The sequence below is a fragment of the Microbacterium sp. P2_F9 genome (assembly GCF_056403635.1).
The window spans coordinates 1-15,562 of sequence record NZ_JBFUFC010000089.1 but is presented as its reverse complement, the minus strand read 5'-3'; the positions used below and the strand labels follow the sequence as shown (position 1 = coordinate 15,562).

The window sequence follows — 15,562 nt, the reverse complement described above, 5'->3', positions numbered from 1 at the left end:
GTCATGGGCAGTCCGTGCCAGCGGACGTGCCCCGCGCGGATCGCCCGTTCGAGCGCGGCTCGTTCGTCGGCGCTGCCGAGGCGGAGGGCCTCGTGGATCAGCCATGATCCGGTCGTCCAGATGAACCGGGCGGCGCCGGCACGGCGCTCGAGCTCTTCGGCGAGGGCGATCGCGCCGGGAAGATACTCGTGCACATAGCGGTCGGTGACGCGCGCTGCGGTGTCGGTGAACCCGAGGTCGAGGTGGGTCTTGAAGACGACGTGAACAGTCGAAATCGACAGTGATTCCTTCATGATGATCCGATGCTACGAGGTTGCGATGTCGTCCCGGTAGGAATTTCCACCGCTTACCCGCATACTTTTCTCGACCCCCTGAATCACCGGAGATTCCATGCACGACAACCGCAAGATCACTGAAGGACGAATCGAGCGCTTCGTTCGCGATTCCCTCATTCCAGCGCTGTATATCGAGACCGTTCCGCTCACGCTCAGCGTGTGGGACGACCTCGACGAACCCCTGCCGTTCGCGGACGCCGTCGGCCAGTCCTACCGGCCGATCGAGCTGCCCCGCACCTGGGGCAAGGCGTGGTCGACATCGTGGTTCCACGTGACCGGTCAGATCCCCGAGCACTGGCTGCGCGGCACCGACGCCGCGACGCGAGTGGAGCTCGTGATCGACCTCGGCTTCACCCACGACCGGCCCGGCTTCCAGGTCGAGGGCCTCGTCTACCGCCCGGACGGAACGACCGTGAAGTCGATCAATCCGCGCAGCAGCTATGTCCCCGTTCCGCAGGAAGGCGGCGGMGCCATCGATCTGTACGTCGAGGGCGCGGCGAACCCGAACATCGCCGGCGACTGGACCTGGAAGGCCACGGGGCTGGGCGAGAAGTCCACCGCGGGGGACGAGCTGCTCTATGTGTTCCAGCAGTGCGACGCAGGATTGCTCGACATCACGGTGTGGGAGCTCACGCAGGACGTCTGGACCCTGTGGGGGCTCATGGCGGAGCTGCCCATCGAGTCGCCCCGTCGGCACCGCATTCTCGGCGCGCTCGAGTGGATGGTCGACGTCGTCGACCCCTGCGACGTGTCGGCGACGGCCGCGGCCGGCCGCGAAGCTCTTGCCCCTGCCCTCGCCCTTCCCGCCTCGGCGAGCAGCCACCACGTCGTCGCGATCGGGCACGCGCACATCGACTCGGCATGGCTCTGGCCGATCCGCGAGACGATCCGCAAGTGCGCACGGACGTTCTCGAGCGTGGTGGCGCTGATGGATGCCGATCCGGAGTTCCGCTTCGCCTGCTCCTCGGCGCAGCAGCTCAAGTGGATGAAGGACGGCTACCCCGAGCTGTACGAGCGGATCAAAGCGAAGGTGGCGAACGGCCAGTTCATCCCCGTCGGCGGCATGTGGGTGGAGCCCGACATGAACCTGCCCGGCGCGGAGGCGATGGTGCGGCAGTTCGTCGCGGGCAAGCGCTTCTTCCTGGAGGAGTTCGGCGTCGACACCCGCGAAGCGTGGATCCCCGACACGTTCGGCTACTCGGGCGCCATCCCGCAGATCATCAAGGCCTCCGGCACGGAGTGGTTCCTGACGCAGAAGATCTCGTGGAACCAGACCAACACCTTCCCGCACCACACCTTCCTCTGGGAGGGCATCGACGGCACGCGTCTGTTCACGCACTTCCCGCCGGCAGACACCTACGTCGGCGAAGTTTCGGGGGCCGATCTCGGTCGCGCGCAGCGCACGTTCCACGATCACCGGGACGCCTCGGTGTCGCTGCTCCCGTTCGGGTTCGGCGACGGCGGCGGCGGACCGACGCGCGAGATGATGGCGGCGGTGCGTCGCACTGCCTCGCTCGAGGGCTCGCCGACGGTGGAGATCGACACCCCGGAGCGCTTCTTCCAGCGTGCCGAGGCCGAGCTCACCCAGCCCCCGGTGTGGAGCGGCGAGCTCTACCTCGAGCTGCACCGCGCGAGCTACACGACGCAGCACTATACGAAGCAGGGCAACCGTCGCAACGAGCACTGGCTCCGCGAGGTCGAGCTGTGGGCGGCGACCGCCGCCGTGCGCACCGGTGCGGACTACCCGTACGACGACCTGGAGCGGATCTGGCAGCTGGTGCTGCTGCAGCAGTTCCACGACATCCTTCCCGGCACGTCGATCGCGTGGGTGCACCGCGAGGTCGAGGAGAACAATCGCGGACTCGAGCGCGAGCTGCAGGGTCTGATCGGGGCGGCCCTCGCGCACTTCGACGCGGGCGATGGCGGCGAGTACGTCGCGAACGCCTCGCCGTTCGCGCGCGATGGGGTGCCCGCCTTGGCGGCGGCGCCTCGCGTGGCCGACGATGGCATCGCGACGCTGGAGGCGACGGCCGAGGGCCACGTGCTCGACAACGGGCTCGTGCGGGTCGTCGTCGACGAGCGCGGCCTCATCGTCTCGCTCGTGGATCTCGCGACCGGGCGCGAGGCGATCGCGCCGGGCGCGGCGGGCAACCTGCTGCAGCTGCACCGCGATCTGCCGAACCAGTGGGACGCGTGGGATGTCGACGAGCACTACTCCCGCGTCTCGACCGACGAGACCGGGGTCGACGCGATCACGGGGTCGCAGGGCGMGGACTCGGTCTCGCTGACGATCGAGCGCTCCTTCGGCACCTCGAAGGTGACGCAGCTGCTCACGCTGCGTGCCGGCGACGCGACGCTGTGGATCGACAACGACATCGACTGGCACGAGAAGCGCAAGTTCCTCAAGCTCGCCTTCCCGCTCGATGTGCACGCCGACCGGGTCGCAGCCGAGACCCAGTTCGGGCACGTGCAGCGTCCGACTCACGCGAATACGTCGTGGGATGCCGCGCGCTTCGAGCTGTGCGCGCACCGGTGGGTGCACGTCGCGGAGCCCGGGTTCGGGGTCGCGATCGCCAACGAGTCGAGCTACGGCTACGACGCGCAGCGCGCGACGCGGGCGGGTGGCGGCACCACGACGACCGCGCGGGTGTCGCTGCTGCGCGGCTCGACGTTCCCCGACCCGGTCGCCGACGAAGGCCGCCACTCGATCGGTCTCGCGGTGCGAGTGGGCGCCGACGTGCGCGCGGCGATCCGCGACGGCTACCGGATCAACCTCGCGGAGCGCGCGGCGCCCGGCCCGATCGCGCCGCTCGTGCGGGTCGACCACCCGGCAGTGCTCGTGGAGTCGGTCAAGCTGGCCGAGGACCGCAGCGGCGACGTGATCGTGCGCCTCTACGAGTCCGAGGGCGCTCGCGCCGCGGCCGAGGTGACCCTCGACTTCGACGTCGACGGGGTCGTCGTGACGGACCTGATCGAGCGCGAGATCGACGCCCCCGCAGGCTTCGCGCACGACGGCCGCTCGGTGCGGCTCGCCCTGCGCCCGTTCCAGCTCGTGACCCTGCGGATCCGCCGCTCGTAGCCGCTCGCGCACCGGCCGCCGGTTTGCACGCCGACCGATTCAGGACGATCGACCGATTCAGGATGATGTTGCGGCATCCGTCCTGAATCGGTCGATCACCCTGTTCTGGTCGACGGCCGGGGCGGGGACTCAGGCCTCGACGACGGCGGCGAGGGTGAGGGAGGCACCGGGCGCGAGAGTCACGGGTGAGCCGTCGTAGGCCCCGCCATCGGGCAGCTGCACCGCGGCGAACAGTGCGCCGACGTCGATCCGGAAGCTCCGCTCGACCTCGGCCAGATTCGACACCGTAAACCCCTCCGGCGCGTAGCGGTATCGCAGCCGGTAGGCGTCCTGCCCGAGCGTCACCTCGCCGAACTCGGCGAGGCGCGGCGCGATCAGCAGGTCGGCGTCGAGGGCAGGCCGCACGCCGAGGTACTCCTGGAACAGCACCCACGAGAACACGCACGGGTACTCGTAGTAGTGCTCCGCCCCGTGCCAGTTCTTGTCGTCGACGTAGTACACGTGGTTCATGTCGTAGCGCTCGCCCATGATCCAGTCGTCCTGCGCGCCCTGCTGGGCGACCCGCTCCAGCTGGTCCTTGAGCATCGCCCCCGCTCCGCGCCACGACCAGAACGCGGCATCCCAGCACCAATACCGCCCGGCGGCGCACAGATCGTAGGGTCCGCCGTCGCCGATCTCGGCATCCGTGTAATCCGCGATGCGGGCCGACAGGAACGTCGGGAACCGCTGGAATTCGGGCAGCTCCCGCTCGACGAGGTCCAGCACGGCGCGCGACTGCGCCGGAGAAGCGGCACCCACCAGCACCGGAAGGATGTTGGCGAGTAGGTGGATGTGGTCGTGCACGCGTCCCGAGCGATCGACCCAATCCACGAAGCGAGAAGCCTCCGGGTCCCACCATCCGCCCGGAAGGGGCTGGGAGAGGGATGCCGACAACCGGTCGCGCAGCGCGCGATACCGGTCCGCCGCGCCCGAGCGCCCGAGCAGATCCTCCAGCTGCGCGAGCAGCTCGAACGAGCGCACCRCGAGCGCCTGCGCCATCGTCTCGCGACCGTCCTTGATKACCTGGTCCTCGTAGTAGACGTCGCCCCACAGGCGCCCCTGCGGATCGATGTACTCTTCGATCCCGGATGCCGCGCCTTCGACATCCGCGATGTYCCGGTGCAGCCACTCGACGTCTTTCGTGCGGGCCACGTAGAGCCAGATCGACTCGAGCACCTCGATGTTGCCGGTGACGAGGAACATCACCGCGTTCTCGGAGCCATCCATCGATCCGCGGCGCACGTGGTACTCGCGGTCGCCGTTCGGCTGCACGGCACACGGATCGCGCCAGAGTCCGATGGGATCCTCGCGCATGAGCCGCAGCTGCAGCTCGAGCATCCTCCGCACGACGGCGAGGTCGAGCGGGCTGCCCCACGCGACGCGCCCTTTGATCTGGAACTCGTGGTCGACGTCGGGGTAGGTGCCGGCGTACATCCCGGCCATCGTGCTGCGCACGTAACCGAGGGCGTCGGGGTAGTCGGCGCCGGTCGTCCGCTCGATCACCGACGGCAGCATCGTGCCCCAGTAGAAGCCCGCGGCGGCGTCGGCGAGAAGGTCGCCGCCGGGCAGATCGAGCGAGAACCGACCCCCGGTGACGTCGGCGTGCGGCCGTGCGCGGTGGCGCGTGAGGCGAGCGGATGCCGCATCCACTGTCACTGTCCATCCGCTGGCGTCTGGCCGGGCCGTGATCGGCCCCTCGGCCTCGATCAGCCACGACGGCTCCGCGCCGAAGGCATCCGCGGGCAGCACCCACGCGGTGCCGGAGCCCGCCAGCGTGCGTCCGCTCGGATCGCTCGGCAGGACGAAGAGGTCGTCGTCGCCATCCAGTACGAACGCGAGCCCCGGCGGCAGCCGGAGTTCGACCGAGGCGGCACCATCGGGCGCCGTCAGCGACCACGCCTCCGCGTCGATCGGCGTGAGAGCGCCGCTCGTGGCAGGCAGCGCGTGGGGCTCCGAGCTCATCCTGCGACGGTGACCCGCAGCGACGCGACGGCCCGCGCCGGGAGCGTGACCGTGATCGTGTCGCCCTGCACCTGGTAGCCGGAGAACACGACCGGGGACACGACGTCCGGCGCATCGAAGGTGTTGTGCGCGTCCGACGTCTCGCCCACGAGCACCCGCGCCGAGATGACATCCGCGACGGCCGACGGCAGGCGGAAGGATGCCGCGGCCTCCCGCTCGAGCCCCGTGTTCACAACGCTGATCGTGTACGTGCCGTCCTTGCGGGAGACCGTCCAATCCAGGAACGGATCGGCGTGGTCGGCCGCGGCATCCACCCACTCCGCATCCTGGTGATMCGAATACAGGTCGAACACGTGGTAGGTCGGGGTCTCGACGAGACGGGGTCCGTCGGTGAGCAGCATGCTCTGCAGCACGTTGACCATCTGGGCGATGTTGGCCATGCGCACGCGGGAGGCGTGCTTGTGGAAGATGTGCAGGTTGATGGCGGCGGCGACCGCATCGCGGATCGTGTTCTGCTGGTAGAGGAACCCGGTCTCGGTGCCCGGCTCGACGTCGTACCAGGTGCCCCACTCGTCGACGATGAGGCTCACGCGCTTCGCTGGGTCGTGGCGGTCCATGATCGCGCCGTGCCGGGTGAGCAGCTCGTCCATGTAGCGGGTGCGGCGGATCGTCTCGTGCCAGGCCCGGTCGTCGAACCCGGTGGCGGCGCCCTTCACGTCCCACTCGCCGGTCGGCAGCGTGTAGTAGTGCAGGCTGAGGCCGTCCATGTGGCCGGCCGCGCGCGCCATCAGCACCTCGGTCCACTCGTAGTCGTCGGAGTTCGCGCCGCACGCGATCTTCGAGATCGAGTGCGCGCCGTACTTGCGCACATAGGTCTGGTACTGCCGGTAGAGGTTCGCGTAGTGCAGCGGCAGCATGTTGCCGCCGCAGCCCCAGCTCTCGTTGCCGACGCCGAAGAACTCGAGCCGGAACGCCTGATCGCGCCCGTGGCGCTTGCGCAGGTCCGCCATCGGAGAGCCGGTGTCGAGGGTCATGTACTCGACCCAGTCGGCCATCTCGGGCACCGTGCCGCTGCCGACGTTGCCGTTGACGTAGGCCTCGGCGTCGAGCTGGTGCAGCAGCTCGAAGTACTCGTGCGTGCCGAACGTGTTCGGCTCGACGACGCCGCCCCAGTGGGTGTTGACCATCGACTGCCGCTCGGGTCCGACCCCCTTCAGCCAGTGGTACTCGTCGGCGAAGCATCCGCCCGGCCAGCGCACGACGGGCACCTTGATCGCGCGGAGCGCCTCGATGACGTCGGAGCGGATGCCGTTCTTGTTGCGGATGCTGGAGTCCGAGCCGACCCACAGGCCCTCGTAGACGCACCGGCCGAGATGCTCGGCGAACTGTCCGTAGACGCGGCGGTCGATGTGGTGGCTCGGTGCCTCGGCGATGGTGATCATGGTGTCCTCTCCGGCGGGCGGCGTGGTCGGTCAGTGGGTGTACGGAGCCGGCTCTGCCGGCGCGGCGCCGTGCAGGTCGCGCTCGTGGAGCTGGGTGCGGCGAGCCTCGACCGATGCCTCGGCGACCGGCCAGTAGACCGTGTAGCGCGCGTCATGGATCCCCGCGAAAGGCTCGAGTTCGACGCTATCCGCGGGATCGGCCGTGCGCAGCCGGTAGCGCAGCGGCGCGATCGGGGTCAGCAGCTCGTTGGCGCCGGCATCCGAGACGATCGGCACTGCGGCGAGCGGCAGGAGCGGCCCGCCGGCGACGTGTCCCCAGCGCTGGTCGTTGCCGCGCAGCCCGGTCAGCTCGTCGTCTGGGTGGCGGGCCGCGAGCACGATCGGACCCGCGAGGAACGCCTGCCACGGCGAGCCGTCGGGCAGCCGCTCGGGGTGCAGGACGAGCGGCACGCGGAACGTGACCCTTGTGCCCGGCTGCCACTCTCGCTCGAGGACGATCGCCCCGGGTGCTTCCACGCCGGATACGGGCACACCGTCGACGGCGAGGTCGTCGAGACCGGACGCCCACGCGGGAACGCGGAGGCGCAAGGGGAAAGCGCGCGGAGCGTCGAGGTCGAGCACCACCGCCACCTCGGGCGCCGCCGGAAAGGACGTCTCCACGCGCACCAGACCGCCGAACTCGGGGGCATTGAGCGTCGCCGGGACGAAGAGGTTGATCGCGAGGGCGTCGTCCTCGATCCCGAAGACCCACTCGCCATAGCGGGCCTGCGACTCGATCCCCGTGCCGACACAGCACCAGAAGTTCTCGTCGACGGTCGAGTACACGCGGTAGTGCTGCGGGCGCAGCGAGGTGAAGTACACGAAGCCGCCGTCGGGATGCTGCGCGGAGAGCACGTGGTTGAAGAGGGCCCGCTCCGCGTAGTCGAGGTGCTCCGGGCGCAGCCCGCGCTCGGCCAGGGCGCGCGTGAGCCGCAGCATGTTGTAGGTGTTGCACGACTCCGGGCCTTCGCGGTCGTCGACCATCGGCATGAAGTCGCTCGGCTCGTGGAAGTGCTCGCGTACGCTGTTGCCGCCTATCACCGCGGAGCGATGCTCGACCACGGCACGCCAGAAGACGTCGGCGGCGGCACGGATGCCGGCATCCGGCGAAATCGCGTAGCCGACCGCCTTGGGGATCTGCGTATTGGCGTGCAGGCCGGTCAGCGCGTCGCGCCCCTCCCGCAGCGGGTCGAGGATCGCGCGATGCGAGAACTGCAGCGCCATCGCCGCGTACTCGTCCCGGCCGGTGATCATGGCGAGGCGCGCGAACGCCTCGTTCATGCCGCCGAACTCGGTCGCGAGCATCGTCTCGAACGTCTCGTCGTCGACGTCGGCGGCGATCGCGAGCCACCAGTCGGCCAGGCGGGTCACGATCTCGAGCGCCCGGTCGGCGCCGGCGACGAGGTGAGCGTCGATAAGTCCCTGGAACGTCTTGTGCAGGTTGTACCAGGGCACCCAGTTCGGGCTCTCGCCGAACGCGCGCGCCGTTGCGACCCCGTCCACAGCCAACGCGGCGAACAGCTCGGCACCGCCTGGGACCCCGCCGACATAGCCCGTGCCCCGAGCATCCTGCGCGCGGGCGAGCTCGCCGAGTGCATAGTCGAGCCGTTCCCGCAGATCGTCATCACCGGTCGCGGCCCAGAGGTGCGACAGTGCCGACAGATAGTGACCGCCGGTCTGTCCGCCGAGCCCCTCGCCTTCCCAGCTGCCGTACGCCGGTGCCCGAGGCGTCAGCCCGGCCTCGGACAGGAATGGTGCGAGCAGCCGATCGGTCTCGAGGGCGCGCACGTAGGCGAGGTCGACCTGCAGCGCGTCGGCGAACGGGCCACCGTCGAGCCGCACTCTCGTCTGCGGAAAGAACTCCATCGTGCTCCTTGGGGTGTGGTGGAGGCCTCAGCGCAGCGAGAGCTGCTCCGCGATCGCACCCATGAGCGCCGACGGCAGCCCGAGCGCGTGCAGGTCGGCGAAGACGTCGAAGTCGGGGCGTCCGGACGTGATGATCGTGAACGCCGCCGACTTCTCCTCGTAGAGGTACTGGGCCGTGTTCAGCACCGCGAAGAGCCGCTCCTCGCGGTCGCGCGTGCGTGGGCGCGGGTCGGGCGTGGTGGCGACGGTGAGGGACGAGCGGATGTCGCCGCTCACCGTCACCGACGCTCCGCGTGATGACAGCTCGGCGCCGGCGACCTCATCAGCTCCGAGACCCAGGAACGTGACGGTCCAGGTGCGCGCCCTGGGCACGACCCCGTCCGGACCGTCGGCGGGCTCGATGACGAGCTCACCCCGCTCCTGGCTCCAGCGGATCGTCGTCCGCACGACCGCGCCGCCGTCGGTGCCGTCGTCCTCGATCAGGGTGAACGAGCCGTCCGCGCCGGGCGCGACGACGAGTTCGAACGCTGCCGGGTTGGCCGCGGCATCCGTCTCGTCCTCGCCAGCGAGGGGGAGGAGGCCGCCGGCTTTCAGCAGCACCGGGATCGAGTCGGGTCCGCGGTGCAGCTCGACCGTGCGGCCGCCCTGCAGGACGGCGCCGGTGTGGATGTCGGTCCACACGCCCGGCGGCAGCCAGGCCGTGACCGCTCCGAGCAGCGTGACGGCGTCGCGCGGCGCGGTGATCGGCACGACGAGCAGCTCGCTGCCGAAGGTGAACTGGTTCGGGACGGCGTACGCCTCCTGGTGCTCGGGCCACGTGTAGTACAGCGGGAGCACGAGGGGAGCGCCGGCGGCGGCCGCGCGGTGGTTCATCGCGTGCAGGTACGGCACGAGGCGCACACGCAGGCGGAGGGCGTCGCCGAGGGCGGCGCGGGTCTCGGCCGGGAAGGCCCAGGGCTCCTTCGCGAGGAAGGGGTTGGCGGTGGAATGCAGGCGGAGGATGGGCGAGAACACGCCGTATTGCACCCAGCGCGCGGTGAGCTCATCGTCGCGCGAGCCGAACATGTGGCCGCCGATGTCGTGGCTCCACCAGCCGTAGCCGATGTTCGACGCGGTCGCGGTGAACTCCGGCTGGAAGTGCAGCGAGTCCCAGCTGAGGACGACGTCGCCGGAGAATCCGACCGGGTAGCGGTGACTGCCCGGTCCCGCGTAGCGGGAGAGGAGGAGCGGGCGCTCGCCGCCCCGCGCGGCGTCGAGGAAGTGGAAGTGGTTGAGCATCCAGAGTGGGTCGACGCCGGTGACGCGGGAGTGCGGGCCGTGCTGCCAGTCCATCCACCAGAAGTCGACGCCCTGCGCCTCCAACGGGTGATGCAGCACCGCGAAGTACGCCGCGAGGAAGGCGGGGTCGTTGATCTCGAACGCGATCTTCTCGCCCAGCTCGGGGTCACGGCCGAGCGCCTCGGCCATCGCCGGGTAGGCGTCCTCGAACGCGCGCACCCCGTCGGCGGGGTGGAGGTTCAGCGTGACCTTCATGCCGCGGCGATGCACCTCGGCCAGGAAGGCCTCCGGGTCGGGGAAGTAGTCGGGCTCCCAGCTGTAGCCGGTCCAGCCGCCGTTGAATTCGGGCGGCACGCTGTCGACCCGGTGCCAGTCCATGTCGAGCACGGCGACCGAGAACCGCACGCCTTCGCGCTCGAAGCGGTCGAGCAGCTCGATGTAGGCGTCCTGCGTGTAGCGGTGGTAGCGGCTCCACCAGTTGCCGAGGGCCCAACGGGGCAGCACCGGCTGCGAGCCGGACAGTGCGTACAGGGCGCGCAGCGCCTCGCCGAAGTCGTGCGCGTACGCGAAGACGTAGAGATCGGTGCGCTCGCCTTCGCGCGGGCTCACCCAGCCGTCGTCGGTGAAGAGCATGGAGGCCGAGTCGTCGATGACGCCGACGCCCTTGCGTGAGACGACGCCGCTCTCCAGCGGGAGGCGCCCGTTGACGCCGTCGAGCGTGCGAGCGGTGCCGCCGAGGTCTTCCACCTCGCCGAACTTCCAGTCCTCGAGGCCCCAGCCCACGCCGAGCGGACGGATGCGGAGGCCKCTCGGGCTGAACGGCTTGCGGTCGTAGCGCAGGTGCAGCCGTGCGGTCAGGATCTCGAGCGTGCTGTCGCCGTCGATGACCCGGAACTCCGGCACGGCGAGATCGCGGTGCAGGGCGAAGGTCGTGGCGCGGTCCTCGAACACGCCGTCATCCGACCACTCCGCGCGCAGCAGGCCATCGGCCAGCACGGTGAAGCGCCAGCGATCGCCCTGGACGATGGCCTGCGGGTGGGCGGCGGGAGTGGCCTCGACGCGGAGGTGCGGAGGAATGTCAGCGCTGTACATTTCAAAGAGGATCCTAGGATGAGCGACATGAAAAGCGGTAGACCGGGCCAGCATGTGCGTCTCGAGGACGTCGCGCTGCTCGCCGGCGTCTCGATGAAGACGGTGTCGAACGTCGTGCACGACTACCCGCACGTGTCGGCCAAGATGCGCGAGCGCGTGCAGGCTGCGATCGACGAGCTCGGCTACCGCCCCAACCTCACTGCGCGGCGGCTCGCCACCGGGCGGACCGGAATGCTGGCGCTCGCCATCCCCGAGATCGATCAGCCGTACTTCGCCGAGATCGCCCGTCAGGTCAGCGCGGAGGCGGTGCGGCGCGGCTATCGCGTGATCGTCGAGCAGACCATGAACGACATCGAGGCCGAGCGGGCAGTGCTCCGCGATCGCGAAGAGGGTCTCGTCGACGGCGTGATCTTCCAGCCCGCCCGCATCGACACGATGGAGATCGCGCGCCTGCGCCCCGACACACCGCTCGTGCTGCTCGGCGAGGGAGCGCGCCCGCTCACCACCGATCACGTCATGATCGACAACGTCGCCGGTGCCCGCGAGGGCGTGGAGCTGCTGCTGCGACAGGGTCGCACTCGGGTCGCGTTCCTCGGCATGGTGCGCGGGGATTACACGGAATCCACGGACCTGCGCCTGCTCGGCTACCAGGAGGCGCTGCACGCCGCCGGGATCCGCAGCGACCCGACGCTCGTCTTCGAGACCGACGGATTCGGCATCGACGGCGGGGTGGCATCCCTGCTCGCCGCGATCGAGGCGGGGGTGCGCTTCGACGCCCTGATCTGCCGCGATGACCTGTTCGCGATGGCCGCGCTCCGCGGGCTCGATCGGGCGGGGCTTCGGGTGCCCGACGACGTCGCGGTGCTCGGCTGGGACGACACGGTCCTGGCGCGTCACAGCACCCCTGGCCTCTCCAGCGTCTCGCCCGACAAGGAGTCGATCGCGCGCACTGCCCTCGAGCTGCTCGAAGACCGGATGGGCGGGTACGACGGCGTCGGACGCCACCGGGTCGCGCCGCACACGATCGTCGAACGCGACACCACCGGCGCTCGCTGAGCAGGGCGCTCGAGCCCACCCACGCGCTGCCGAAACCGCCTCACGCGCCCGAACGCAACAGCCGCGAATGGCGGTTTCGACAGCGCGGGCTATCGCGCCGACCATCCCGCCGCCTGGGGGTGCCCACAGGGGTATTTCCAGCGCTGGAATATCTGTATAGGCTTTCCGGCATGCTTGATGAAGAGCTCCGCGCCTCGGCGCAGGACGGCACGTACCCGCGCCCGCAGCTCGTGCGTCCCCGCTGGCTCGACCTGAGAGGCGAGTGGGACTTCGCCTACGACGATGACGTCACGGTCGATCCCCGAGCCGGCCTTCCCGACGAATTCCCCCGCACGATCGTGGTGCCCTACCCGCCCGAGTCCCCGCTGTCCGGCATCAACGAGACCGGTTACCACCCCGTGGTCTGGTACCGCCGCCGCGTCGGCTGGGGCGAACTCGAGCGTGCTGACCACGCCGGTGGGCGCACGCTCCTGCTGCACTTCGGCGCCGTCGACTACCGCGCAGATGTGTGGATCGGCGGAGTCCACGTGGGATCGCACGAGGGCGGCCACACGCCCTTCACGGTCGAGGTGCCCGCCTTCGAGGAGGACTTCGACGTCGTCGTGCGCGCCGAGGACGACCCCCACGACCTCAGCCAGCCGCGCGGCAAGCAGGACTGGCAGGTCGAACCGCACTCCATCTGGTACCACCGCACGACGGGGATCTGGCAGCCGGTCTGGCTGGAGTCGGTGCCGCGGCAGCATGTCACACGGGTGGCCTGGCGTCCCGACGTCCCGAACGATCGGGTGCATCTGACCCTCGAGCTCGCCGCACGACCCACGATCCCCGCCCGCGCGCACATCACGCTCCACCACGGTGCGCAGCAGCTCGCCGAGGTGACCGTGACGATGGCCGGCCCGGTCGAGCAGATCGCGATCGCGATCCCCGCTCTCGGCACCGAGCAGGGGTTCGACGAGCTGCTGTGGACGCCGGAGCGGCCGGTCCTCATCGATGCGCGCGTGGAGCTCATCGCCGGCGAGAGCACGGATGTCGTGCACTCCTACCTCGGCCTGCGCTGGGTCGAGACCGTGGGCGGCGCGTTCCTTCTCAACAGCCGGCCCTACCCGATCCACGGCGTCCTCTCGCAGGGGTACTGGCCGCAGTCCCATCTGGCTGCCCCGTCGCCTGCCGCACTCCGCGCCGAAGTGGAGCTCATCAAAGACCTCGGCTTCACCACCGCGCGTCTGCACCAGAAGGTCGAGGATCCGCGGCTCATGTACTGGGCCGACCGGCTGGGCCTGCTCGTCTGGACCGAGCTGCCGAGCGCTTTCGAGCACTCGGATGCCGCGGTGACGCGCCTCACGCGGGAATGGGCGGACGTCATCCGACGGGACTCCTCGCACCCGAGCGTGGTCGCCTGGGTTCCCCTGAACGAGAGCTGGGCCGTTCGCCACGTCGCCGTGGACGCACGCCAGCAGGCGTTCGCGCGAACCCTCTATCACCTGACGAAGACGCTCGACGGCACGCGACCGGTCATCTCGAACGACGGCTGGGAGCACCTGCAGTCGGACCTCCTCACACTGCACGACTACGAGAACGACCACGAGAAGCTGCGCGCGCGCTACGGCACCGCGGAAGCCGTCGCGGCGGCGCTCGACGGGATCTCGCCCTTCGGCAAGCGCGTGCTGGTCGGCACCGCCGCAGAGTCGGAGGCCACGGCATCCGCTCCCGTCGTCCTCAGCGAATTCGGCGGTGTGAGCTTCGCGCCCGAGGACGGCAGGAACATCTGGGGGTACCGCCTGGTGGGCTCGCCGGCCGACCTCGACCGCCACCTGACCGGGATCTTCGCGGCCCTGCACGCCAGCACCGCGCTCGCCGGCTGGGTCTACACGCAGCTCACCGACACGGTGCAGGAGACCAACGGCCTCGCCGACGAGAACCGCGTGCCCAAGCTTCCCGCGGCCCGCATCCGCGAGATCGTGCGCGGGACGGCCCGCTGAGCAGCGCCGATGAYCGCATCGCCGGCAAGCTCGCCCGTGGAGGTGGATGGCGCGCACCCCGTGCGCTCGGTGTTCCGGCTGCTCGGGCGCTACAAGAAGCGGGTGATCCCGTCCGTCCTGATCTTCCCGATCAAGGACTCGCCGCAGTGGCTCATGCCCGTGGTGACCGCATCGGTGATCGACCTCGTCGTCGCGGGCGGACCACTCAATCAGCTCTGGTTCTGGGCCGCGCTGGCGTTCATCGCGCTCGCCCAGAACTATCCGATGCACGTGCTGTGGACGCGGCTCTTCATGGGCGCGGTGCGCCACAGCGGGGCCGACCTGCGCAACGCGCTCGCCGCACGCCTGCAGACCCTCTCGATCGGGTTCCACACGCGGGTGTCGGCGTCCATCGTGCAGAACAAGGTAGTCCGCGACGTCGAGAACATCGAGCTGATGCTGCAGCAGGTGACCCACGCCGTGCTCGCGCAGACCATGGTGATCACCGGCGCGATCGTGGTCACCGCGATCACGATGCCCTACTTCCTGCCGGTCTACGCGCTGACGATCCCGATCGCCGTCTTCCTGCGGTGGATCCTCGCGTCGCGCTCGCGGCGGCGCAACGAGGCGTTCCGCCAGGATGTCGAGGTCTTCTCGAGCCGTGTCGGCGAGATGGCGACGCTCATGCCCATCACCCGCGCGCACGGACTCGAGGCGACCGCGCAGGCCCGCGTCGCGGAAGGCGCCGAGGGCGTGCGCACCTCGGGGTATCAGCTCGACATGCTCAACGGGCGCTTCCAGTCGATGTCGTGGGTCGTGCTGCAGCTGCTCTCGGTGGGATGCCTCGTCACGGCCGCGTGGGTGGCGATCACTGACCCCGGCTCGATCACGCCCGGCCAGGTCGTGCAGCTCTCGGCCTACTTCGGACTCRTCACCGGCGGGCTCACTCAGGTGCTCATGCTGTGGCCCATCGGCGCGAAGGGCATCGAGTCGGTCCGCTCGATCGCCGAGGTGCTGGCCGAGCCCGACCTCGAAGAGAACGCAGGCAAGGCGGTCGTCACGCGGGTGGGGGGAGACCTGCGGTTCGAGCACATCGTCTTCCGGTATCCCGATGCGCGGCATCCCGCCCTCGACGGCGTCGACCTTGAGATCGCCGCCGGCGAGACCGTCGCCTTCGTGGGCCCATCCGGGTCGGGCAAGTCGACCCTCCTGAACCTCGCGCTGGGCTTCATCCGCCCGACGAGCGGGCGCATGCTGCTGGACGGAGTGGATGCCGCGACTCTGGATCTGCGGACGTTCCGCCGGTACGTGTCGGTCGTGCCGCAGGAGTCGGTGCTCTTCGAGGGCTCCATCCGCGACAACATCACCTACGGACTCGGAGACGTCTCCGACGAGCGGGTGCGCCGGGCCCTGGAG

Annotated in this window: 9 protein-coding genes; 4 read left to right on the top strand and 5 right to left on the bottom strand. The window is 69.8% G+C overall.

The window, feature by feature from the left end; translation table 11 throughout:
- Positions 1-293, bottom strand: a 293-nt coding sequence (locus tag AC1DVT_RS11005) for a hypothetical protein (protein ID WP_477388882.1), incomplete at its 3' end; no start/stop codon positions are given.
- A 97-nt stretch (positions 294-390) separates the two neighbouring features.
- On the opposite strand from AC1DVT_RS11005, the gene AC1DVT_RS11000 reads away from it, so the two are divergent.
- Positions 391-3,414, top strand: coding sequence for an alpha-mannosidase (locus AC1DVT_RS11000; RefSeq protein ID WP_477388880.1), 3,024 nt, complete (start codon positions 391-393; stop codon positions 3,412-3,414).
- Positions 3,415-3,543: 129 nt separating this feature from the next.
- Here the strand turns inward: AC1DVT_RS11000 and AC1DVT_RS10995 are convergent, their stop codons facing one another.
- From AC1DVT_RS10995 to AC1DVT_RS10980, 4 genes are read right to left on the bottom strand one after another with little or no spacing between them, the layout of a single operon-like run.
- Positions 3,544-5,415 (bottom strand): glucosidase family protein, encoded by a 1,872-nt coding sequence (locus AC1DVT_RS10995; RefSeq protein ID WP_477388878.1) that lies wholly within the window; start codon positions 5,413-5,415, stop codon positions 3,544-3,546.
- Positions 5,412-6,857 carry an alpha-N-arabinofuranosidase gene (locus tag AC1DVT_RS10990; protein WP_477388876.1) on the bottom strand — a complete coding sequence of 482 codons (1,446 nt, stop codon included), beginning with the start codon at positions 6,855-6,857 and terminating at the stop codon, positions 5,412-5,414. Before AC1DVT_RS10990 ends, AC1DVT_RS10995 begins: the two co-directional genes overlap by 4 nt.
- Before the next feature lie 30 nt (positions 6,858-6,887).
- The gene (locus AC1DVT_RS10985; RefSeq protein WP_477388874.1) at positions 6,888-8,762 is read right to left on the bottom strand and encodes a beta-L-arabinofuranosidase domain-containing protein; all 1,875 of its coding nucleotides are present in this window, start codon (positions 8,760-8,762) and stop codon (positions 6,888-6,890) included.
- A gap of 27 nt (positions 8,763-8,789) precedes the next feature.
- On the bottom strand, positions 8,790-11,132 hold the full coding sequence (locus tag AC1DVT_RS10980) for a glycoside hydrolase family 31 protein (protein WP_477388872.1): 2,343 nt from the start codon (positions 11,130-11,132) through the stop codon (positions 8,790-8,792).
- Positions 11,133-11,150: 18 nt separating this feature from the next.
- Here AC1DVT_RS10980 and AC1DVT_RS10975 point away from each other — a divergent pair, with 18 nt between their 5' ends.
- From AC1DVT_RS10975 to AC1DVT_RS10965, 3 genes are all read left to right on the top strand, one after another.
- The gene (locus AC1DVT_RS10975) at positions 11,151-12,188 is read left to right on the top strand and encodes a LacI family DNA-binding transcriptional regulator (protein ID WP_477388870.1); all 1,038 of its coding nucleotides are present in this window, start codon (positions 11,151-11,153) and stop codon (positions 12,186-12,188) included.
- Between the two features lie 170 nt (positions 12,189-12,358).
- Positions 12,359-14,167 carry a glycoside hydrolase family 2 TIM barrel-domain containing protein gene (locus AC1DVT_RS10970; RefSeq protein WP_477388869.1) on the top strand — a complete coding sequence of 603 codons (1,809 nt, stop codon included), beginning with the start codon at positions 12,359-12,361 and terminating at the stop codon, positions 14,165-14,167.
- Between the two features lie 9 nt (positions 14,168-14,176).
- A partial coding sequence (locus tag AC1DVT_RS10965; protein ID WP_477388867.1) for an ABC transporter ATP-binding protein occupies positions 14,177-15,562 on the top strand: 1,386 nt, incomplete at its 3' end.